Annotated in this window: 8 protein-coding genes and 2 pseudogenes; 4 read left to right on the top strand and 6 right to left on the bottom strand. The window is 75.7% G+C overall.

Going from position 1 to position 21,816, the window contains the following annotated elements; all coding sequences use genetic code 11:
• Positions 1-113 precede the first annotated feature (113 nt).
• Positions 114-1,649 carry an MFS transporter gene (locus ACFY15_RS33655; RefSeq protein ID WP_390690781.1) on the bottom strand — a complete coding sequence of 512 codons (1,536 nt, stop codon included), beginning with the start codon at positions 1,647-1,649 and terminating at the stop codon, positions 114-116.
• 558 nt (positions 1,650-2,207) lie between these two features.
• On the opposite strand from ACFY15_RS33655, the gene ACFY15_RS33650 reads away from it, so the two are divergent.
• The gene (locus ACFY15_RS33650; RefSeq protein ID WP_390690783.1) at positions 2,208-3,110 is read left to right on the top strand and encodes a CDP-diacylglycerol diphosphatase; all 903 of its coding nucleotides are present in this window, start codon (positions 2,208-2,210) and stop codon (positions 3,108-3,110) included.
• A 78-nt stretch (positions 3,111-3,188) separates the two neighbouring features.
• Here ACFY15_RS33650 and ACFY15_RS33645 read toward each other — a convergent pair whose 3' ends face one another.
• Positions 3,189-3,395 carry a cold-shock protein gene (locus tag ACFY15_RS33645; protein ID WP_390690784.1) on the bottom strand — a complete coding sequence of 69 codons (207 nt, stop codon included), beginning with the start codon at positions 3,393-3,395 and terminating at the stop codon, positions 3,189-3,191.
• 238 nt (positions 3,396-3,633) lie between these two features.
• On the opposite strand from ACFY15_RS33645, the gene ACFY15_RS33640 reads away from it, so the two are divergent.
• Entirely contained in the window at positions 3,634-4,476 is an 843-nt protein-coding gene (locus ACFY15_RS33640; RefSeq protein WP_390826703.1) for a hypothetical protein, read from the top strand.
• Positions 4,477-4,517: 41 nt separating this feature from the next.
• On the opposite strand, the pseudogene ACFY15_RS33635 reads toward ACFY15_RS33640, so the two are convergent.
• Positions 4,518-4,698, bottom strand: a pseudogene (locus ACFY15_RS33635) (deaminase); the annotation flags it as partial.
• A gap of 120 nt (positions 4,699-4,818) precedes the next feature.
• On the opposite strand from ACFY15_RS33635, the gene ACFY15_RS33630 reads away from it, so the two are divergent.
• Both ACFY15_RS33630 and ACFY15_RS33625 read left to right on the top strand, forming a co-directional pair.
• Positions 4,819-6,405: a purple acid phosphatase family protein gene (locus ACFY15_RS33630; protein WP_390826702.1), complete on the top strand. Its 1,587-nt coding sequence runs from the start codon at positions 4,819-4,821 to the stop codon at positions 6,403-6,405.
• 192 nt (positions 6,406-6,597) lie between these two features.
• Positions 6,598-6,807 (top strand): annotated as a pseudogene (locus ACFY15_RS33625) (gfo/Idh/MocA family oxidoreductase); the annotation flags it as partial.
• Between the two features lie 13 nt (positions 6,808-6,820).
• Here ACFY15_RS33625 and ACFY15_RS33620 read toward each other — a convergent pair.
• The 3 genes from ACFY15_RS33620 to ACFY15_RS33610 form a co-directional block, all read right to left on the bottom strand.
• A complete protein-coding gene (locus ACFY15_RS33620) occupies positions 6,821-7,591 on the bottom strand; it encodes a thioesterase II family protein (protein WP_390690787.1) in 771 nt (256 codons plus the stop codon).
• Positions 7,592-7,652: 61 nt separating this feature from the next.
• Positions 7,653-17,786: a type I polyketide synthase gene (locus tag ACFY15_RS33615; RefSeq protein ID WP_390826701.1), complete on the bottom strand. Its 10,134-nt coding sequence runs from the start codon at positions 17,784-17,786 to the stop codon at positions 7,653-7,655.
• A gap of 91 nt (positions 17,787-17,877) precedes the next feature.
• Positions 17,878-21,816: SDR family NAD(P)-dependent oxidoreductase (locus ACFY15_RS33610; RefSeq protein WP_390691787.1), on the bottom strand; the 3,939-nt coding region annotated here is incomplete at its 5' end.

The raw sequence follows: 21,816 nt of genomic DNA, 5'->3' as shown, positions 1-21,816 counted from the left end.
CGGGCCGCCTTGCCGGCCGCAGCCCACAGCCCGCAGGCGCAGCCGCAGCCGCAGCCGCAGCCGCAGGTTCGGAGCAGCCGGGGCAGCCCTCACGGCCGGGGCCGGGACCGGGCCTACGCCCGGCGCTTCCCGCGGCGGGGCATCAGCCAGAAGGCCAGTGCCGCCACCACGAGCGGCACCACGCTGACGATCAGCATGGTGAGCCTGAGCCCGTTCGTGAAGTCCAGTCCGAGGTCCAGGCCCGAGGCCTGACGGAGCAGGTTCGGGTCGTACACGGTGCTGCCCGGACTCTGCGCCATCCCGCCGCGCACGGCGTCCACGGCCTGCCCGGCCTGTGCCGCCGAGATCCCGCGCGACCGTGCGTCCGACAGCCACTGCTGCTGGAAGAGAAGATCGAGGAGCAGCAGGTAGACGGTGGGGCCGAAAGCGGCGCCGGTCACCGCGAAGGCCATCTGCACGGAGGCCACCGTGCCGGAACGCCCGGGCGGCGCCTGGGCGAGCACCGTCTCGGACACCGATGCCGAGGTGACCACCGACCCGAGGTTGCACAGCCAGACGGCCGGCACGAGCAGCCACACCGCCATCGCCGGGCCGGCGGTGGCCGCCATCAGCAGCCCGCTCGCGGCCATCACCAGAAGACCGGCGACCATCACCGGCCGCGGGGTGACCTTCCCGATCAGGCGCCCGGCCAGGGTCACCGCACCGGCGATCAGCAGGGTGCCGGGCACGTACAGCAGGCCGATGGCGTCGGGGGACAGCGACAGCACCACGACGCCGAACTGCCCGAGGACGATGCCGAGCCCGGCCACCAGGAAGTTCAGCGTGAAGGTCGCCGCCAGGGCCACGTCGAACGGCGCGCTGCGGAACAACGCCGGGTCCAGCGCGGGTTCGGGAGTGCGGCGTGCGTGCGGCACGAAGAGCAGGGCGGCTCCCGCGCTGACCGCCAGCGGCACCCAGGTTTCGGGCCGGGCCAGGCCGTTCTGCGCCGCGGCGAGGCCGACGACGAGGGCCAGCAGGGTCATCCCGAAGAGGGCGACGCCGACCACGTCGACGCGACGGTGCTGCCGGGCACGTGACTCCGGGACGTACCGGGCGGTCAAGGAGAGCGACACCAGCGCCAGCACCGGCGTGACCAGGAACAGGAACCGCCAGCCGGCCGCCGCCACCACCCAGCCGGTGACCGCGGGGACCGACCCGGTCAGGACCATCTCGACGGCCATCAGGGCGCCGATGGCCGCCGGCCGCCGCTCCGGTGCCACGGAGGCCTTCAGCAGGGCCAGCGGCATTCCCAGCAGCGCGGTCATCCCCAGCCCGGCCAGGAAGCGCATCGCGAGCAGGAAGCCGTAGCCGGGGGACAGCACGGACAGCAGATCGGCGACGGTGACGACGGCCAGTCCCAGCATCAGCAGCCGCTTGAGCCCGAGGGTGTCGCCGAGGCTGCCCGCGGCGAGGACGCCGGCGGCCATCACCAGCGTCGCCGCTCCGCTCAGCAGCCCGAGGACCTGCGACGGTGTGTGAAGGGCCCAGCTCACCTGGGGCAGGTACAGGCTGAGCACCAGCGGGTCGAGCACCGTGATGGTGAAGGCGATGGCCAGCCCGAGGACGACGGGCGCGGGTGCCGCGCCGGTGCGTGACCCAGATGCCGGCACCGCGATACCTCCCGTGCGTCCACGTCGCATGCCGCTCGACGCTAACCCGCCCGCCGCCCGCCACCGGGCTTCCCCGGCCCGACGCGCGGAAGCCGGGGCAGTTCCCACCCGGCGGGGGCGTACGACCGGTCGGGCGCTCCGGCTCCATCCCTGGGGGCCGTGCTGCACGCCCTCGCACTGGGCCTGACCGATGAGGCGGCCTCGCGGCGGCTCGGAATGTCCACCCGGACGTTTCGGCGGCATTGGGCGGCGGCCATGGTGGAGTTGGACGCCACAAGCCGATTCCAGGCGGCTGTGATCGCAGTGGACAGAGGTCTTGTGGAGCTCTCGCCCGAGCTGCTCTGAGGCCGCCGAAGCCGCTGGAATGCCGGGCGTCGCGGCCGGGCGCAAGCGCATCGGGTGCCGACGCGACGCGCCTGCCCGGCCGGTCCGGCCTCCTGCGCCTGTTCCGCCCTCCGGGGTAACAGCCGCCGCTCCCCCCTTTCCCTGCCGGGAATCGGACGGACGACCGCCTAGGTTGTGAACGGACCAGCGGTCGTCGACCATCGGAGCTCATCTGTGAACGACACGCGCAAGACGAACGACATGCCCCGGCGCCGGTTCGTGGCGCTCTCCGGCGCCCTGGGGGCCGGCGCGCTGCTGACCGGCGCCGGCGGCAGCGCGTCCGCCGCGGATCCGTCGTGCTGCCCCTGTCCCACGGATCCGACGCCACCGGGAGGCGGGCAGAGTCCCTGCCCTCCTCCCCACCTCCAGAACCTCTGCGGCAGCCCCGCCGACACCGACCCGCTGTGGCAGGACGTGCAGTACTGCACACAGGGGATCGTCCCGCCGTCGGGGCTGAAGCCGAACTGCCTGAAGACGACGCCGGACTACGTGGTGCTGCAAGGCAAACCCGAGAACCAGCACAACTACCTGCTCCTGCCGAGCTGCCGGATCACCGGCATCGAGTGCCCGTTCCTCGTGACGACGAGCGTCGCGAACTACTGGCAGGACGCGTGGGAGAACGCCCGCCGCGGAGGGGACGTCCCCGTCCACTACGACAACATCGGTCTGGGGATCAACTCCCAGGCGGCCCGCCGCTTCAACCAGATGCACATCCACATGGCCGGCGTGCAGGACAGCACGCAACGGCGGCTGCAGGCCCTGGAGGCGGCCGGACGCGTCGCCCCCCAGCCGTCGCAGTGGGGAGACCCCCAGTTCCAGGCGCCCATCACGGGAGCGGACGGATCGGGCGACCGCACCTACCGGGTTCTGCGCCTCGGCACGCTCACACAGAACCTCTTCGACCTGGTGAACCTGTACGTGGTGCGGAGGTTCGGGCTGGACATGGCGGGCCAGACCCTGCTCGTCGTGCCCAGGATGACGGCGGCGGGATTCGCGGGGAGCTTCTACGTCCTCAACAGCGACGCGTCCCTCCCCTCCGGGACGGACACCTGCGACCACCTGCTCGTCTACAAGTGAGACCGAAGCACGGCCGCCTGGTCCGGGCGGCCGTGGCGGCTCTGGGCTCCGGCGGTGCGCCGGGCCGGTCCGGCCGGGTCAGAGCGGGCGGACCTCCTCGGCCTGCGGGCCCCGCTGGCCCTGGGTCACCTCGAACTCCACCCGCTGGTTCTCGTCCAGGGACCGGTAGCCGGAGGACTGGATCGCGCTGTAGTGCACGAACACGTCCGGGCCCCCGCCGTCCACGGCGATGAAGCCGAAACCCTTCTCCGCGTTGAACCACTTCACGGTCCCCTGCTGAGGCATACCCTTCACACCCTTCCTCGCCGGTCCGAGGCAGTGCGCCTCGCGCGGGATCCTCCCCTCGCGCCGCACCAGGAAACCTGGGTGACGAGACCCGGACGGGTGAACCCGTTCGGCCGGTGCGGGGTTCGGTGGGGAGGCTCGCACCGGTGGCCCGGGCACGCCGTCCCCGACCGGGTCCAGGACACGGCACGGCGGGCCTGCCACGCCCGGAGCCGTCCGCGGGGCTACGCTCGGGGCCGTGGGACAGCCCGAGCGGCGCGCTGAAGGCGCCGGACCCTTCACCACCCGGCTCACCTGGCACCGCCCCGAAGGGGGAACGGTGGTGTGGGAGTCGCGGGTCGCCCGCCGGCGCGGCGTCCTGTCGGTGCGCGGGCCGGGCGACGCCCTCACGCTGTCGCAGACGGCCGATGCCGAAGCCCTCGGCCGTCTGCGCAGGCTCAACGCCCTCGCCTCGGGTGCGTTCGTCATCGGGGGCGCACTCTTCGCCCTCGGCGCCGCGGTCGCCCAGTTCGGCTCGGGCGACCCGCTGGAGAGCGCCGTCGTCTACTTCACGGGCGGCCTGTTCTTCAACACCGGGGGCTACACCTCGCTCCTCCAGGTACTGAACGCGCCCCGCCACTCTCCCGGGGGCGACCCCCTGGTCACCACCGGCTGGCGGTGGTGGGGGTACGAGCCGATGCGTGTGGCCTGGCTGAGCGCCTTCCTGCTGTTCGCCGGAACGCTCGTGTTCGGCGTCAACCTGTTGAACTCCTTCCTCCAGGGTCTGAGCATCCAGCAGACCAACCGGCTGATCTGGACGCCGGACGTGGTCGGATGCGTGCTGTTCCTGGCGTCGGGGCACATGGCGTTCGTCGAGATCTGCCACCGGGCCCGGCCCTGCCTGCGCTCGCGCAGCCTGGGCTGGTGGGTCGTGGCGGTGAACCAGCTCGGGTCGGCGCTGTTCATGGTCTCGGCGCTGGCCGCGTACACCCGGCCGGCCACCGGGAGCCTGGTGAACACCGACATCGCCAACTGGGGCACGCTGTGCGGCGCGCTGTGCTTCTCGATCGGCGGCGTCCTCCAGGCCTTCGAACGCCCCTGAGGGGCGTCACGCCGGTGTCCCGGGTGCGGGGGCGGGTCAGCGGACGACGTCGAAGACGCGCTGCCGTGGACGATGATCGGGCCGCCCTCGCCGGTCCTTGAGCGCGGCGGCCTCGTCGGTCGGGCGCAGGATCGTGGTCTCGCCCCGGTTCGGCACCAGGTCGTCCTCGGCGAGGGGGCTGGAGACGACGTACTTCGGCATCGCCTTGCAGTCGGCGAAGTCCGGGCGCGGGCGGCGGGGCGGCGGCGCGGGCGGAAGTCCGTGGACTCTCATGGGGGTCCGTACGCCCGCCGTTCACCCGGTGGGGGCCGCCCGTCGCCTCCGGAGAGGAAGTTCGTCCCCATGGACCTCGACGTACCCGATTTCGGTATCCCTCGGAAGCTCGCCGCCCGGATGAGCATGGCCGAGCAGCACGAGTACCTGCGCGCGCAGTTCACCCGCCGCGGCGCGCTGCGCGCCGGTGCGGTGACGGCGGCCGCGGCGGGGCTGGGCCTGGGCGCGGGGGCGGCCTCGCCCGCGTACGCCGCCCCCACCCTGGTCGCCTCCTCCGCGCGGCGGGGGGCCGAGGGCTCGACGGCCGCGCCGTTCGGCCGGCACCTGCAGTACGGCGCCGACCCGAAGACGCAGATGCGGGTCTCCTGGCAGGTCCCGTTCGCGGTGAGGAAGCCGTACCTGCGGGTGGGCACCAGCCCCTGGGCGCTCAGTGTGAAGATCGACGCCGAGGTGCGGCACCTGAGCACCCCGGTCCTGAACGGCGGCAGGATCGCCGCGGCGGAGCAGTTCTACCTGCACGCGGCCCTGGACCGGCTGCGGCCCGGCCAGACCTACTACTACGGAGTGGGGCACGACGGTTTCGACCCGGCCGACCACCGCAACCCGGGCACGCTGGGCACCTTCACCACGGCTCCCGCGCGCCCCGAGGGCTTCACCTTCACCGCCTTCGGCGACCAGGGGGTCAGCTACCACGCGCTGGGCAACGACGCGGTGCTCCTCGCCCAGAACCCCGCCTTCCACCTGCACGCCGGTGACATCTGCTACGCCGACTCCTCCGGTGCGGGCGGCGCCGGGGACACCTACGACGCCCGCGCCTGGGACCAGTTCCTCGCGCAGACGGAGACGGTCGCCAGGACCGTGCCGTGGATGGTGACCACCGGCAACCACGACATGGAGGCCTGGTACTCGCCGCAGGGCTACGGCGGGCAGAAGGCCCGCTGGTCGCTGCCGGACAACGGTCCGGACCCGGTGAACCAGCCGGGCGTGTACTCCTTCGTGCACGGCAACGTCGGCGTCGTGGCGCTCGACGCGAACGACGTCTCCTACGAGATCCCCGTCAACTTCGGCATCAGCGGCGGCAGGCAGACCGCCTGGCTGGACCGGCGGCTGGGTGAGCTGCGGCACCACCGCGACGTGGACTTCATCGTGGTGTTCTTCCACCACTGCGCCTTCTCCACGACGAGCGCGCACGCCTCCGAGGGCGGGGTGCGGGACGTGTGGGTGCCGCTGTTCGAAAAACACGGGGTGGACCTCGTCATCAACGGCCACAACCACGTCTACGAGCGGACCGACGCCATCAAGGGGAACAAGGTCGGGCGCAGGGTGCCGATCGGGGAGCGCACGGACCCCACCCGGGACGGCATCGTGTACGTGACGGCCGGTGCGGCCGGGCGCTCGCTGTACGCCTTCCCGGTCCCCGACTCGTACGAAGGACACGTCGCCGACCGCGACAGCGTGGACACCTTCCGGTGGGTCAAGGGCGCGGCGAAGGCGGCGGAGACGGTGGAGTGGTCGCGGGTGCGGTACACGAACTACTCCTTCCTCGCGGTGGAGGTGGAGACGGGGCGCTTCCCGAAGCTGAAGGTGAGCGCGCTGGCCGAGACCGGCGAGCGGATCGACCACTTCGAGATCCAGCGGAGCGGCGCCGGCCGCTGAGCGGGGGCACGGGCCCCGGCACCCCCCGGCGGGGCCCGCGCGGGAGCGGCCGGGGCGTTCCCCGGCGCGCGGATGTGCGCCGACCCGGGAGAGGTGACCGGGGCCTGTACGTCGGGCACAACACGCCACCTGCCGGTGGTCCGGCTGATGCGGGAGCTGATCGCGCGGGGGGGGGGCGGTCGGGACCGTGGAGGCGGTGTGGATCCGCTGCTGATCGACGAGTTCCTGCGGTTCGTCCGGGAGGGCGGGCCCACGGACACCTCTCCGGTCGCCGCGCGGACGGCGGTGGCCGCGGGGTACGGGGCCACGCGGTCCCTGCGGGACGGCGGGACCCCGCGCAGGGTCCCGCCGCTCGATCCGCTGCTGGCCGCCTACTTCGAGAACGGGCAGGTCGGGCCGTAGGCGTGGCGCTCCGTCACCTGCCCAAAGAGGTGCGGAGCGTGTCGGCCATGGCCCCGATGACCTCGGCGTGGTCGCGGACCAGGTAGAAGTGACCCGGGGAGAACACCCGCAGGCCGAAAGGGCCTTCGGTGTGCTCGGCCCAGGCCTCGGCCTCCGCCACGGTCACCTTGGGGTCCCCGGTGCCGACCATGGCGAGCAGGGGGCAGCGCAGCCGCTCCCCCGGCTCGGGGGTGTAGGTCTCCGCGGCCCGGTAGTCGGCGCGGATGGCCGGGAGGACCATCCGCAGCACCTCCTCGTCGCCGAGGAGCCGGCTGTCGGTGCCGCTGAGGCTCTTCATCTCCTCGATCAGGCCGTCGTCGTCGCGCAGGTGCACGGTCTCGTGGCGGTACGCGGAGGGGGCGCGGCGGCCGGAGGCGAACAGGGCGGCCGCCACGATGCCCTTCTCCCGTTCGAAGCGGCGGGCGACCTCGAAGGCGACGGAGGCGCCCATGCTGTGCCCGAAGAAGGCCAGCGGCCGGTCCGCCCAGGGCAGCAGGGCGGTGAAGACCTGGTCGGCGAGTTCGGGGATGCTGTCGACGAGGGGCTCGGCGCGCCGGTCCTGCCGACCGGGGTACTGGACACACAGGACGTCGGCGAAGTCCGGCATGGCGCGGGCCACGGGCAGGTAAAAGCTGGCGGAGCCGCCCGCGTGGGGCAGGCAGACCAGCCGGACGGAGCTGTCGGGCCTCGGCTCGAAGCGGCGGATCCACAGGCTGCCGTCGGTGGTGGTGGTCGGGGTGTTCACGGAGCGGATCGTGTCCTTTCGGAAGGGAGGTGAGGGGCGGGTCGGGGCGGGTCGGGGCGGATCAGGGCAGCTTGAGGATCCACTCGTCGACGGCGGTGGCCGTGGACTCGGCGTGGCGTTCCATCAGCGTGTAGTGGTTCCCAAGCACTTCGGTGACGGTCTGGGCGTGTTCGGGGGCCGGCGGCCGGTCGTCGGTCCGGTCGGTGGCCGGATCCGCGTCCTGCGCCATCCGGTCGGCGGCGCGGACGACGAGGGTGGGGGCCGCGGCCTCGGGGGCGTTCCAGTCCCGGAAGAGGGCGAGGTAGCCGCCCATGGCGGTGAGCTGGGTGCCGGGTGCGGAGATGAACTCGAAGCGGTCGGACTGCTCCCGTACGACGGCGGCCTGGAATCGCTCCCCCAGGCCCTGGGCGCGGGTGAAGCTGTCGAGCATCACGATGCCTTCGACGGGCCGGCCCAGCTGTTCCAGGCGGCAGGCGACGGCGTGGGCCACCCAGCCGCCGGAGGAGTAGCCGACGAGGACGACCGGCTCCTGTGCCGCGCAGGCGGTGACGGCCCTGACGTGGACCTCGACGAGGGCCCCGACGTCCCGGGGCAGTGACTCGCCCGGGCCGAAGCCCGGCTCGGGCAGCCCCCAGATGCTGCGCCGCCCGCCGAAGGCCGCGGCGAAGCGGGCGTACTGGTGGACGCCGGAGGGTGCCATGTAGGGGCCGAAGCAGACCAGGTGGGGGCCCTCGTCGCCGTGGGCCAGGCGGACCGGGACGGGCTGGTGGGCTTCGGCTTCGGCGGCGTCGAAGACGGGCCGCAGCCGGGCGGCGGCGGTGACGAGTTCGATGCCCTCGGCGAGGCGGCCCAGTTCGCCGGCCCGGCGGTAGAGGCCGACGAGGAGGTCCTCCCCGGGGGCGTCGGCGGCGGCGCCCTCCCCGGCCGGGGTGGCGCGGCCTCCGGAACCGGGGCGCCGGGCGAGCAGTTCGAGGAGGCGGGCGGTCAGGGCGGTGGGGGTGGCGTGGTCGAAGACCAGGGTGGCGGGCAGCTTCATTCCGGTGGCCCGGCCGAGCCGCTTGGCGAGGCGGACGGCGGTGAGCGAGTCGAAGCCGAGTTCCAGGAAGACCTGCCGTTCCCCCACCGCGTCGGCGGACGGGTGGCCGAGTACGGCGGCCGCCTCGGCGCGTACGAACTCCAGCACGGCCGGGGCCGGGTCGGCCCCGGCGAGCCCGGCGAGGCGGCGCAGCAGGGGCGGTTCGCCGTCGGCCGGGGCGTCCCCGCCGCCGTCCTCGGCGGCCAGGAGCCGGCGCACCTCGGGGAGGTCGGCGATCAGGGGGCTGGGCCGGGCGGCGGTGAAGCCGGGGACGAACCGGGTCCAGTCCACCGCGGCGACGACCACGGTGGTGTCGTCCCGTTCGACCGCGCGGCGCAGGGCCAGGACCCCGAGGCCGGGGTCCATGGGGTCGAGTCCGCGCAGCCGCAGCCGTTCCTCGGCCGCCCGGTCGACCATGCCTCCGCCGCCCCAGGCGCCCCAGGCCACGGAGGTGGCGGTCAGGCCGCGGGCCCGGCGGTCCTCGGCGAGGGCGTCCACGAAGGCGTTGGCCGCCGCGTACCCGGCCTGGGCGCCGCTGCCCCAGGCCGCGGCTCCGGAGGAGAACAGCACGAAGGCGTCGAGTTCCCGGTCGGCGAGGAGTTCGTCGAGGTGGGCGGCTCCGGCGGCCTTCGCCCCCAGCAGGGAGCCGAGTTCGGCGACGGTGGTGTCGGCGAGCATGGCGGGGGTGCCGGTGCCCGCGGCGTGCACCACGGCGCTCAGCGGGGGCAGGGCGTCGAGGGAGTCCAGGAGCCGGGCCACGTCCTCGCGGTCGGCCGTGTCGCAGGCCGCGAGGGTGACGCCGGCGCCCAGGGCCTCCAGTTCGGCGGCGAGTTCCGCGGCGCCCTCGGCGTCGGGGCCGCGGCGGCCGGCCAGCACCAGGTGGGCGGCGCCGGCGCCGGCGAGCCAGCGGGCCACGTGGCCGCCGATGTGGCCGGTGCCGCCGGTGACCAGGACGGTGCCGCGCGGCTGCCAGCCGGGGCCGTCGGGGGCCTCGGCGCCGTCGGCGCGCAGCATCCGGCGGGCGAGGAGACCGTCGGCCCGCAGGGCCAGCTGGTCCTCGCCGCCGCCGGTGAGGGCGGCGACCAGCCTGCGGCCGGTGCGGCCGTCGGTGGCCCGTACGCCGTCGGGCAGGTCGATGTGGCCGCCCCACCGGCCGGGGTGTTCCAGGGCGGCGACCCGGCCCAGGGCGGCGACGGGTGCCTGGCGGACGGAGCGGACGGGGTCGGCGGGGCCGGTGGAGACCGCGCCCCGGGTCAGGCACCACAGGGGGGCGTCCAGGCCCGCGTCGCCGAGCGCCTGGACGAGGTGCAGGGTGGTGGCCAGGCCGAGCGGGACGGCGGGGTGCTCGGGGTGGGCCCGTTCGTCGAGGGCCAGCAGGGACAGGACGCCGGTCGCCTCTCGTCCGGCCGCGCGCAGTGCGTCGGCGAGGCCCTGCCGGTCGGCGTCGCCCGCCACGTCCAGGCGGACGATCCGGGCGCCGTGCGCGGCGAGGGAGTCCAGGGCCAGGTCCACGGCGGGGTCCCCGGGCAGGTCGCGGGGGACGACGGCGAGCCAGACCCCGGCGGGGGTGGCGGGCGCCGGGTCCGCGACGGGCTTCCAGGCGATGCGGTAGCGCCAGGCCTGCGTGGCGGCCTCGTCGGTGCGGCCCCGGTGCCAGGCGTTGAGGGCCGGGACGACGGTGCGCAGGCCGGCGTCCTCGTCGATGCCCAGTTCCCGGGCGAGGGTGGTGAGGTCCTCGCCTTCCACGGCCGCCCAGAACCCGGCGTCGGCGGCGGATCCGGCGGCGGGGGCCGGGTCGTCGGCCGCGTCGGGCGCGTCGAGCCAGTACCGCTGCCGCTGGAAGGGGTAGGTGGGCAGGGCCACGGCCGGGCCGTCGGCGGGTGCGCCCTCGCCCAGCACGGTAGTCCAGTCGACGGGGACCCCGTGCGCGTGGGCGTCGCCGAGGGAGGTGAGGAAGCGGCGGGCGCCGCCTTCGGCGCGGGACAGGGTCGTCAGGACGGCGGCCGGGGTCTCGGCGGGGGTGTCGTCGACGGTGTCCTGGAGCCCGTAGACCAGCACGGGGTGCGGGCTGATCTCGATGAACACCCTGTGTCCGTCGGCCAGCAGCCTGCGGGCGGTCCGCTCGAAGCGGACGGTGCGGCGCAGGTTGCCGTACCAGTAGGCGGCGTCGGGCGGGGTGTCGAGGGGTTCGCCCGTGACCGTCGAGTAGAACGGGACCGCGGGCGCGGCGGGTGCCAGGGCGGCGAGGTCCGCGGCGAGGTCCTCGCGCAGGGATTCGACCTGGGGGCAGTGCGAGGCGAGGTCGACGCGGACCCGCTTGGCGCGTACGCCGTCGGCGGCGCAGGCTTCGAGGAGTTCGGCCAGGGCCTCGCGTTCCCCGGCGACGACCACGGTGCGGGGGCCGTTGACGGCGGCGACGGCGAGGCGGCCCTCCCAGGGGGCGATGCGTGCGCCGGCCTCGGTCTCCGACAGTGGCAGGGAGACCATGCCTCCCTGTCCGGACAGGCGCAGCAGGAGGGCGCTGCGGCGGGCGACGAGGTGGGCGCCGTCCTCCAGGGTGAGGGACCCGGCGACGACGGCGGCGGCGATCTCGCCCTGCGAGTGGCCGACGACGGCGGCGGGGCGGACCCCGCAGGAGCGCCAGAGTTCGGCGAGGGAGACCATCACGGCCCAGAGCACGGGCTGGACGACGTCGGGGGCCTCCAGCGCGGGGGCGTCGTCCGCGCCGCGCAGGACGTCTTCGAGGTCCCAGTCCACGTGCGGGGCCAGGGCCCGGCCGCAGGCGGCGATCCGGTCGCGGAAGACCTCGGAGGTGTCGAGGAGTCCGACGGCCATGCCGGGCCACTGGGACCCCTGGCCGGGGAAGACGAACACCGGCTGGGCGGGGGCGGCGGCGGTGCCGCGGACGGCCCCGGGGTGGGAGGCACCGGAGGCGAGCGCGTCGAGGGCGGCGATCAGCTCGTCGCGGTCCTCGCCGAGGGCCACGGCGCGTTCGGCGAAGGGGGTGCGGGTGGTGGCGAGGGCGTGGCCGGTCCGGCGCAGGTCGGCGGCGGGGTCCTCGCGCAGGAGGGCGGCGACGCGGGCCGCCTGCTCCTCCAGGGCGGGCACGGTGCGGGCCGCGAGCGGCAGCGCGGTGGCCGCCGACCGCAGGGGCCGGGGCGCGGGGGCGGCGGCCGGGCCGGTCTCCGCCGCGTCGGCGGGGTCGGGGCGGGGCGCCTCCTCGATGATGACGTGGGCGTTGGTGCCGCTCATGCCGAAGGAGGACACGCCGGCGCGGCGGGGCCGTCCGTCGGCGTCCGGCTGCCAGGCGACCGGTGCGGTGAGCAGCCGGACGGCGCCCGCGGTCCAGTCGACGTGCGGGGTGGGCTCGTCGGCGTGCAGGGTCCTGGGGAGCAGGTTGTGCCGCAGCGCCTGCACCATCTTGATGATGCCGCCGGCTCCGGCGGCGGCCTGGGTGTGGCCGATGTTCGACTTCAGGGAGCCCAGCCACAGGGGCCGGTCGGCGTCGCGCTCCTGTCCGTAGGTGGCGAGCAGGGCGGAGGCTTCGATGGGGTCGCCGAGGCGGGTGCCGGTGCCGTGTCCCTCGACGGCGTCGACGTCGGCGGTGGACAGGCCGGCGTTGGCGAGGGCCTGGCGGATGACGAGCTGCTGGGCCCGGCCGCTGGGCGCGGTGAGGCCGTTGGAGGCGCCGTCCTGGTTGACGGCGGAGCCGCGGATGACGGCGAGGACGGGGTGGCCGTTGCGGCAGGCGTCGGAGAGCCGTTCCACGAGCAGCATGCCGACGCCCTCGCCCCAGCCGGTGCCGTCGGCGTCGGCCGAGTAGGCCTTGCAGCGGCCGTCGGCGGACAGGGCCCGCTGGCGGCTGAACTCGACGAAGGCGCCGGAGCTGGACATGACGGTGACGCCGCCGGCGAGCGCCAGGTCGCATTCGCCCTGGCGCAGGGCCTGGGCCGCCATGTGCAGGGCGACGAGGGAGGAGGAGCAGGCCGTGTCCACGGTCACGGCGGGGCCTTCGAGCCCGAGGGTGTAGGCGATGCGTCCGGAGGCCACGCTGGCGGCGTTGCCGGTGCCGAGGTAGCCCTCGACGCCGTCGGGGACGGCCAGGCCGCGCCGGAGGTAGTCCTGGTAGCCGGAGCCGACGAACACGCCGGTGCGGCTGCCGCGTGCGGTGGCCGGGTCCACGCCGGCCCGTTCGAAGGCCTCCCAGGAGGTTTCCAGGAGCAGCCGCTGCTGCGGGTCCATGGCGGTGGCCTCGCGGGGCGAGATGCCGAAGAACGCGGCGTCGAAGTCGGCCAGGTCGTAAAGGAAGCCGCCTGCGCGGGCGTAGGTGGTGCCGGGGTGGTCGGGGTCCGGGTGGTAGAGCGCGTCGAGGTCCCAGCCGCGGTTGTCGGGGAAGACCGACATGGCGTCGGTGCCCTCTGCGACCAGCCGCCACAGCTCCTCGGGCGAGCGGACGCCGCCGGGGTAGCGGCAGCTCATCGCGACGATCGCGACGGGCTCCCCGTCGGCGGGAGTCCGGGGGGCGGGGGCCTCGGACGGCTCCCGGGTGCCGAGGAGTTCGACGAGGAGCCGGCCGGCGAGGTCGAGGGCGCACGGGTGGTCGAAGACGAGGGTGGTGGGCAGGTCCAGTCCGGTGGCGCGGACCAGCCGGCCCCGCAGTTCCACGGCGGTCAGGGAGTCGAAGCCCAGGTCGCGGAAGGCCCGTCCGGGTTCGACGGCCTCGGGTCCGGGGTGGCCGAGTACGGCGGCGGCCTCGGCGCGGACGAGTTCCACGAGGGTGCGGTCCCGGTCGGCGGGGTCGGCCTGGGCGAGGGTGCGACGCAGGGCCAGGGCGGTGTCGTCGGCCGCGCCGGAGCCCGTGGCGGGGCCCTCGGCCGCGTCCCGGACCTCGGGCAGGCCGGTGAGGAGGGGGCTGGGGCGGCCGATGGTGAAGGTCGGGGCGAAGCGGGTCCAGTCGACGTCGGCGACGGTCACGGCGGTCGCGCCGCGGCCGACCGCCCGGTCGAGGACGGTGAGCGCCGCCTCGGCGGGCAGGGGTTCCAGGCCGCGCTTGCGCAGGCTCTCGGCGATCTCGGGGGTGGCGGCCATGCCGGAATCGGCCCACGGTCCCCAGGCCAGGGCGGTGGCGGGCAGGCCGTCGCGGCGGCGGGCGGCGGCGAGCGCGTCGAGGTGGGCGTTGGCGGCGCTGTAGGCGGCCTGGCCGCCCGCGCCCCACACCCCGGCGATGGAGGAGAACAGCACGAACGCGTCGAGCGGGTGGCCGTCGGGCAGTTCCCGCAGGAGCGCGTCGAGGTGGACGGCGCCCGCGGCCTTCGCGGCCAGGACGTCGTCGAGGGCGGCCGGGCCGGTGTCGGCCAGCAGTCCGGGGGTGTCGACGCCGGCGGTGTGCACGACGGCGGTGAGGGGCTGTTCGGCGTCCGGGCCGGTCAGGTCGCCCAGGAGCCGGGCGAGGGCGTCCCGGTCGGCGACGTCGCAGGCGGCGACGGTCACCCGGGCCCCCAGCGCCTCCAGTTCGGCGGTCAGTTCGGCCGCGCCCTCGGCGGCGGGGCCGCGTCGGCCGGCCAGGACGAGGTGGGCTGCGCCGCGGGCGGCCAGGAGCCGGGCGACGTGCCCGCCGAGGGCGCCGGTCCCGCCGGTGATCAGGACCGTGCCGCGGGGCCGCCACTGCGCGGCGCGCCGCGCCTCGGTGTCGGGGGTGCGGGTGAGGCGGCGGGCGTACACCCCGTCCGGGCGTACGGCGAGCTGGTCCTCGGGGCCGTCGGCGGTGAGCACGCCGAGCAGCCGGTCCAGGGCGGTGGCGTCGCAGTGCGCGGGCAGGTCGACGAGTCCGCCCCAGCGGCCCGCGTGTTCCAGTGCGGCGACCCGGCCCAGGCCCCAGATCCGGGCCTGGGCCGGGGCCGTCGGCGGGTCCTGGGGCGAGGTGGTGACGGCGCCGCGGGTGGCGCACCACAGGGGGGCCTCGACTCCGGCGTCGCCGAGGGCCTGGATCAGGGTGAGGGTGGCGGCGTCCCCGCTGCCGAGGGCGGCCAGGCCGGCGGCGGGGCGCTCGTCCAGGGCCAGCAGGGAGACGACGGTACGGGGGGCGGCGCCGGCCGCGGCCTCCCGCAGCCGGGCCGCGAGGGCCTCGCGGTCCTCGGCGGGGTCGGCGGTGAGGGTGGTGGTGCGGGCCCCGCGGGCGGCGAGCGCCTCCCGCAGCGCGGCGGCGAGCTCCGCGGCGGCGGGGTCGGCGCCGTCCGCGGGCTCCAGCAGCAGCCAGTGCCCGTCGACGGGGCCGGCGGCGGGGACGGGCAGCGGCTTCCAGGTGGTCTCGTACTGCCAGTCCTCGATCGCGGGCCGGCGGGCGGCGGGGGCGGCGGGTTCGAGCCAGTAGTCCTGGCGCTGGAAGGCGTACGTGGGCAGGTCGATACGGCGGGCGCCGCGGCCGGCGTGGACGGCGGCCCAGTCGACGGCGGTGCCGTGGACGTGGAGCCGGGCGAGGGCGGTGGTGAGGGCCAGGTGCTCGGGGCGGTCGCCGCGCAGCAGGGGGACGAGGACGCGGGTGTCGTCGAGGAGGTGCTGGGCGAGGGCGGTCAGCACGCCGCCGGGGCCCACCTCCAGGAAGGTGCCGACGCCTTCGGCGGCCAGGTGGTCCACGGCGTCGCCGAAGCGGACCGCCTCGCGGACGTGGCGGACCCAGTAGTCCGCCGAGCAGAACTCCTCGGCGGTGACCGGGCCGCCGGTGAGGGTGGAGACGACCGGCAGCCTCGGGGGTGCGAAGGCGACGGATTCGACGGCGGCCCGGAATCCGGCCAGCACCGGTTCCATCAGGGGCGAGTGGAAGGCGTGGGAGACGGCGAGGCCCTTGGTCTTGCGGCCTTGGGCGCAGAGCCGGTCCACGACCTCGGAGACGGCGTCGGCGGCGCCCGAGACGACCACGGACCCGGGCCCGTTGACGGCGGCGACGCCGGCCCGGTCCTCCAGGCCCGCCAGCAGCTCCCGCACCTCCGCCTCGGAGGCCTGGACGGCGACCATCACCCCGCCGGCCGGGAGCGCCTGCATCAGCCGGCCCCGCAGGGCCACGAGCTTCGCCGCGTCCTGGAGCGCGAGCACCCCCGCCGCGTGGGCGACCGCGTACTCGCCGACGGAGTGCCCGGCCAGGAAGTCGGGGCGCACCCCCCAGGACTCCAGCAGCCGGAAGAGGGCCACCTCGACGGCGAACAGCGCCGGCTGGGTGTACTCGGTGCGCTCCAGCAGGTCCTCGTCCTGCCCGAACACCACGTCGCGCAGGGGGCGTTCGAGGTGCGGGTCGAGGGCGGCGCACACCGTGTCGAAGGCCTCGGTGAACACCGGCTGGGCCGCGTACAGATCACGCCCCATGCCCAGGCGCTGGCTGCCCTGGCCCGAGAACAGGAACGCGGTCGCGCTCTCGTGCCCGCCGGCGCCCTCGACGAGCTGGGCGGCGGGCTCGGCCGCGGCGAGCGCCGTGACCCCGGCGACGAGTTCGGGCAGGCCGGTGCCGACCACGGCGGCCCGGTGCTCCAGGACGGCCCGGGAGGTGGCCAGGGAGTGCGCCACATCGACGGGGCTGACGTCGCCGAGGCCCAGGACGTGCCGCAGGAGGCGTTCGGCCTGTTCGCGCAGGGCGGTGGTGTCGCGGCCCGAGAGGGTCCAGGCCACCGGCAGCGGGCCGGCGGCGGCGCCGGCCGCGACGGGCTCCTCCGGGACGTCCGGGACCGGCGGGGCCTGCTCGATGATGGTGTGGGCGTTGGTGCCGCTCACCCCGAAGGAGGAGACGGCGGCCCGGCGCAGCCGGCCGTCCTGCGCCCATTCCACGGGCTCGGTGAGCAGCCGCACGGCGCCCGAGGTCCAGTCGATGTGCGGGGAGGGCTCCTCGGCGTGCAGGGTCCGGGGCAGGACGCCGTGGCGCATCGCCTCGACCATCTTGATGATCCCGCCCACCCCCGCCGCCGCCTGGGTGTGCCCGATGTTCGACTTCAGGGACCCCAGCCACAGCGGCCGCTCCGCCTCCCGCTCCCGGCCGTACGTCGCCAGCAGCGCCTGCGCCTCGATCGGATCGCCGAGCCGGGTGCCGGTGCCGTGCGCCTCCACCGCGTCCACGTCCGCCGCGGAGAGCCCGGCGTTCGCCAGAGCCTGCTCGATCACCCGCTGCTGGGCGGGGCCGTTGGGGGCGGTGAGCCCGTTCGAGGCGCCGTCCTGGTTGACCGCCGAGCCGCGGACGACCGCGAGGACGGGATGGCCGTGGCGCAGGGCGTCCGAGAGCTTCTCGACGAGCAGCATGCCGACGCCCTCGCCCCAGCCGGTGCCGTCGGCGCCGGCCGCGAAGGACTTGCAGCGGCCGTCGGCGGCCAGGCCCTGCTGGCGGCTGAACTCGGTGAACATGCCGGTGGCGGCCATGATCGCGGCGCCGCCGGCCAGGGCCATGGTGCATTCGCCGCGGCGCAGGGCCTGGACGGCCAGGTGCAGGGCGACGAGGGAGGAGGAGCAGGCGGTGTCGACGGTCAGCGAGGGACCTTCGAGCCCGAAGGTGTAGGAGAGGCGGCCGGAGGCGACGCTGGGGGCGGTGCCGGTCAGCAGGAAGCCCTCCAGTTCCTCCCGGGTGTCGCCGCTGCCCGCGTACCCCTGGTAGGCGAGGCCGACGAACACGCCGGTGCGGCTGCCCTTGACGGAGGTGGGGGCGATCCCGGCCCGTTCGAAGGCCTCCCAGGCGACTTCGAGGAGCAGCCGCTGCTGCGGGTCGGTGGCCAGGGCCTCGCGGGGGGACATGCCGAACAGGCCCGGGTCGAAACGGCCCGCGTCGTGGAGGAAGCCGCCCTCGCGGGTGTAGCACTTCCCGGGGACGCCCGGGTCGGGGTCGTAGAGCCCCTCCAGGTCCCAGCCGCGGTTGTCGGGGAAGCCGGTGACGGCGTCGGATCCGCTGTCGACCAGCCGCCACAGGGCTTCGGGGCTGTCGACGCCGCCGGGGTAGCGGCAGCTCGTCGCGACGATGGCGATCGGCTCCTGGTCCTTGGCCTCCACCTCGTGCAGGCGGCGCCGGGTCTGCTTGAGGTCCGCCGTCACGCGCTTGAGGTAGTCCAGCAGCTTCTGTTCGTTCTCGTTCTGCTCGTTCTGCTCGTTCTGCATGTTTCTTCACCCGTCAAGAAGTGTCAGGAAAGGGTGCGGTGGTGCGGCCGCGGTGGTGTGCACCTGCTGGTCCGGGCTCTTCCGGGGGTGCTCAGGAGCCGTCGAGCTCCTGGTCGACGAGCGCGAAGATGTCGTCGACGGTGGCGCTCCGGAGCCGCTCGTCGGACGTCTCGTCGGGGGTGGCTCCGCCCGGCCGGGCGGCGGTGGGGGCGGGGCCTTGGGAGAAGGCCGCGAGCACACCGTGCAGGCGGGTCCTGATCCGGGAGCGGACGAGGTCGTCGTCGGCCCCGACGGCGGCGAGGACCCGCTCCAGCCGGTCGAGCTCCCCGAAGACCGACATGGCCGACGGGGCCGGGGCCGGCTCCGGGGCGAGGTCGGTGCCGATGCGGGCGGCGAGCGCCACGGGCGTGGGGCAGTCGAAGACCAGGGTGGCCGGGAGCCGCAGCCCGGTGGCGGAGTTCAGCCGGTTGCGCAGCTCCACCGAGGTGAGGGAGTCGAAGCCCAGCAGCTTGAACTCCCGGTCGCGGTCCACCTCGCGCGGGCCGCCGAGACCGAGGACGGCCGCCACCTGGGTGCGCACCAGGTCCAGTACGGCGGCGTCCCGTTCGGGCCCCGACAGCCGGGCCAGCCGCTCGCGCAGGGCCTCCGGCCCGCCGCCGGGTACGGACTCCCGCACCGTGCGCCGGGCGGCCGGGCGCAGCAGGCCCCGCAGCACCGCCGGTACGGACCGCCCCGCGTCGGGGTCCGCGGCCGCCGGGGCCGCGGCGGCGAAGCGCACGGGTACGGCGACGGCCTGCTCGCCGGTCCGGGCCGCGTCGAAGAGGGCGAGGCCCTCCGCCGCGCTGAAGGGGACCAGCCCGGAGCGGACCATCCGCTCCTGCCCGGACGTGTCCATGCCCGAGGCCATTCCGCTGTCGGCCCAGGGGCCCCAGGCCAGGGAGGCGGCGGGCAGGCCGGCCGCGGCGCGGCGCTGGGCGAGCGCGTCGAGGAAGGCGTTGGCCGCGGCGTAGTTGCCCTGGCCCGCGCTGCCCAGGGTCGCGGCGACCGAGGAGAACAGCACGAAAGCCGACAGGTCCGCGCCCCGCGTCAGTTCGTGCAGGTGGAGGGCGGCGTCCGCCTTGGGGCGCAGGACCGCCTCCAGCCGGTCCGGGGTGAGAGAGGTGACCAGGCCGTCGTCGAGGACGCCCGCGGCGTGGACCACGGCGGTCAGCGGTCGGTCGGCGGGGACGGTGGCCAGGAGGGCGGCGAGCGCTTCCCGGTCGGCGGTGTCGCAGGCCGCGAGGGTAACGGTCCGCGCGCCCGCCGCGAGGAGTTCCTCCCGCAGCGCGCCGGCCCCGTCGGCGGAGGCGCCGCGGCGGCTGGTGAGCAGCAGGTGGCGCGCGCCGTGTTCGGCGACCAGGTGGCGGGCGACGAGCCCGCCCAGTGCCCCCGTGCCGCCGGTGACCAGGACGGTGCCCTCCGGGTCGGGTGCGGCCGGGACGGTGAGGACGAGCTTGCCGATGTGCCGGGCCTGGCTGAGGTGGCGCAGGGCGGCGGGGGCCTGGCGGACGTCCCAGCAGGTGACGGGCAGGGGCCGCAGGGCGCCGGCTTCGAACAGCGCGACGAGCTCGTGGAGCATGGCGCCGATCCGGTCGGGGCCGGCTTCGATGGTGTCGAAGGCGGTGTAGACGGCGCTCCGGTGCTCCTCGGCGACCTGCCGGGGGTCGCGGACGTCGGTCTTGCCCATCTCCAGGAAGCGGCCGCCGTCGGCCAGGGTCCGCAGCGAGGCGTCGACGTACTCCCCGGCGAGGGAGTTGAGCACGACGTCCACCCCGCGGCCGGCCGTCGCGTCCAGGAACCGTTCCTCGAAGCCGAGGTCGCGGGAGGAGGCGAGGTGGCCGGCGTCCAGACCGCCGGCCGCCGCCAGGGCCGCCCACTTCCCGGGCCCCGCGGTGCCGTGGACCTCGGCGCCGAGGTGGCGGGCGAGCTGGGTGGCGGCCATGCCGACGCCGCCCGCCGCCGAATGCACCAGCAGCGTCTGCCCGGCCTTCAGCCCGGCCAGGTCGACCAGCGCGTAGTAGGCCGTCAGGAAGACGACGGGCACGGAGGCGGCCTCGGTGAACGTCCAGCCGCGCGGCATCCGCGCCACCATCCGGTGGTCGGCGACGGCGAGCGGCCCGAACGACTCGGGGATCATCCCGAACACCCGGTCCCCCACCGCCAGGCCGACGGTGCCCGGTCCGGTCTCGACGACGACGCCGGCGGCTTCGCTGCCGAGGGTGGCCTCGCCCGGGTACATGCCGAGGGCGATCAGGGCGTCGCGGAAGTTGACGCCGGCGGCGCGTACGGCGATCCGGACCTGGCCCTCGGCGAGCGGGGCGGTGGCCGCGGGGTTGTCGGTGAGCGCGAGGGCGTCGAGGGTGCCGGCCGCGCCGGGGGTGCCGGCGGCGCCGGTGGTCAGCCGCCAGCCTGTCGCACCCGGGGCGGGGCGCAGGGCGTCGGCGGCGGTCCGGCGGGCGAGCCGGGGGACGCGGGCGGTGCTGCCGCGCAGGGCGAACTGCGGTTCGGCGCCGGCCAGCGCCGCGGCCAGCAGCCGTTCGTCCGCGGCTACTTCTGCGGGTGCGGGTGCGGGTGCCAGGTCGGCGAGGACCAGACGCCCGGGGTGCTCCGACTGGGCGGAGCGCACCAGACCCCACAGGGCGCTCTGGGCCGGGTCGGTGACGGTGGCCCCGGGCTCGGGGGCGACGGCGCCCCGGGTCAGCAGCACCAGCCGCGAGCCCGCGGTCCGGTCGTCGCCGAGCCAGGTCCGCAGGAGCGCGAGGCCCTCCCGGGTGACCGTGTGGACCTGCTCCGCCTCGGGTGCGCCTCGGGTGCCTCGGGGTGCCGGGACCAGGACGGTGTCCGCGAGCCGGTCCGCGCCTCCGAGGCCTTCCAGGAGCGCGAGCAGGCCCTCCCGGTCCTCGACCCGGACCAGGGGCACCGCGGTGTCCCGGGAGACGGTTTCGGCGTCCAGCGGCAGGACGGGCCAGTCCAGGCGGTAGAGCGCGTCCTGGTGCTCGACTCCTCCGGCGGCGGGCAGCTGATCGGCCGTCACGGTCCGCAGGGCGAGGGAGTCGACGGCGACGACCGCCCTGCCGGTGCCGTCGGCGGCGATCAGGGACACCGTGTCCGGGGCGGGCGAGGTCAGCCGGACCCGCAGCGCGGTGGCGCCGGTCGCCTCCAGCCGTACATTGCTCCACGCGAAGGGGATGCGCCCCTGGCCCGTGTCGGGCAGCAGGCCGCCCAGGCCGACGGCGTGCAGGGCGGAGTCCAGGAGCGCCGGGTGGACGCCGAACCCGTCGTCCGCGGTGTCCTGCGGGAGGGAGACCTCCGCGAACACCTCCGCACCGCGCCGCCACAGGGCCCGGAGCCCCTGGAACAGGGGTCCGTAGCCGAAGCCGAGCTCGGTCAGCCGCTCGTAGTAGCCTTCCAGCGGGACGGCCCGGGCGTCGGCGGGCGGCCACTGCGACAGGTCCTGTGCGGCCGCGGTGCCGGCCGGTGGGGCGAGCACGCCGACGGCGTGGGTCGCCCAGGGCTCGTCGGAGCCCGTCCCCTCAGGCCGGGAGTGGACGCTGACGCTCCGGCGCCCGTTCCCGTCGGGGCCGGCCACCGTGACCTGGAGCTGTACGGCGCCCTGGGCGGGCAGGACCAGCGGGGCCTGGAGGGTGAGCTCCTCGACCCGGTCGCAGCCGGTCTCGTCGGCGGCCCGGATCGCCAGGTCCACCAGGGCCGTTCCGGGGAGCAGGGCCGCTCCCATGACCCGGTGCTCGGCCAGCCAGGGCTGGGCCGTGAGGGAGAGCCGTCCGGTCAGGACGAGACCCTCGCCGTCGGCCAGTGCGACGGAGGCGCCCAGCAGCGGGTGATCGGCCGAGCCCAGCCCGGCGCTCGCGAGGTCGCCGGCGGCGGGCCGGGTTTCGAGCCAGTAGCGCCGGCGCTGGAAGGCGTAGGTCGGCAGGTCGACACGGCGCGCGCCCTGACCGGCCAGGACGGCCGGCCAGTCCACCTGCGTGCC

This window comes from Streptomyces sp. NPDC001373 (genome assembly GCF_042895815.1).
Lineage (GTDB): Bacteria > Actinomycetota > Actinomycetes > Streptomycetales > Streptomycetaceae > Streptomyces.
The sequence above is the reverse complement of the archived record's forward strand: the minus strand, read 5'-3'. Positions and strand labels throughout refer to the sequence as shown.

What these genes read in the sequence shown, in the direction of transcription:
- ACFY15_RS33645 (WP_390690784.1), bottom strand. Translation starts at nt 3,395, where the DNA reads ATGCCTCAGCAGGGGACCGTGAAGTGGTTCAACGCGGAGAAGGGTTTC.
- ACFY15_RS33615 (WP_390826701.1), bottom strand. Translation starts at nt 17,786, where the DNA reads ATGCAGAACGAGCAGAACGAGCAGAACGAGAACGAACAGAAGCTGCTG.
- ACFY15_RS33630 (WP_390826702.1), top strand. Translation starts at nt 4,819, where the DNA reads ATGGACCTCGACGTACCCGATTTCGGTATCCCTCGGAAGCTCGCCGCC.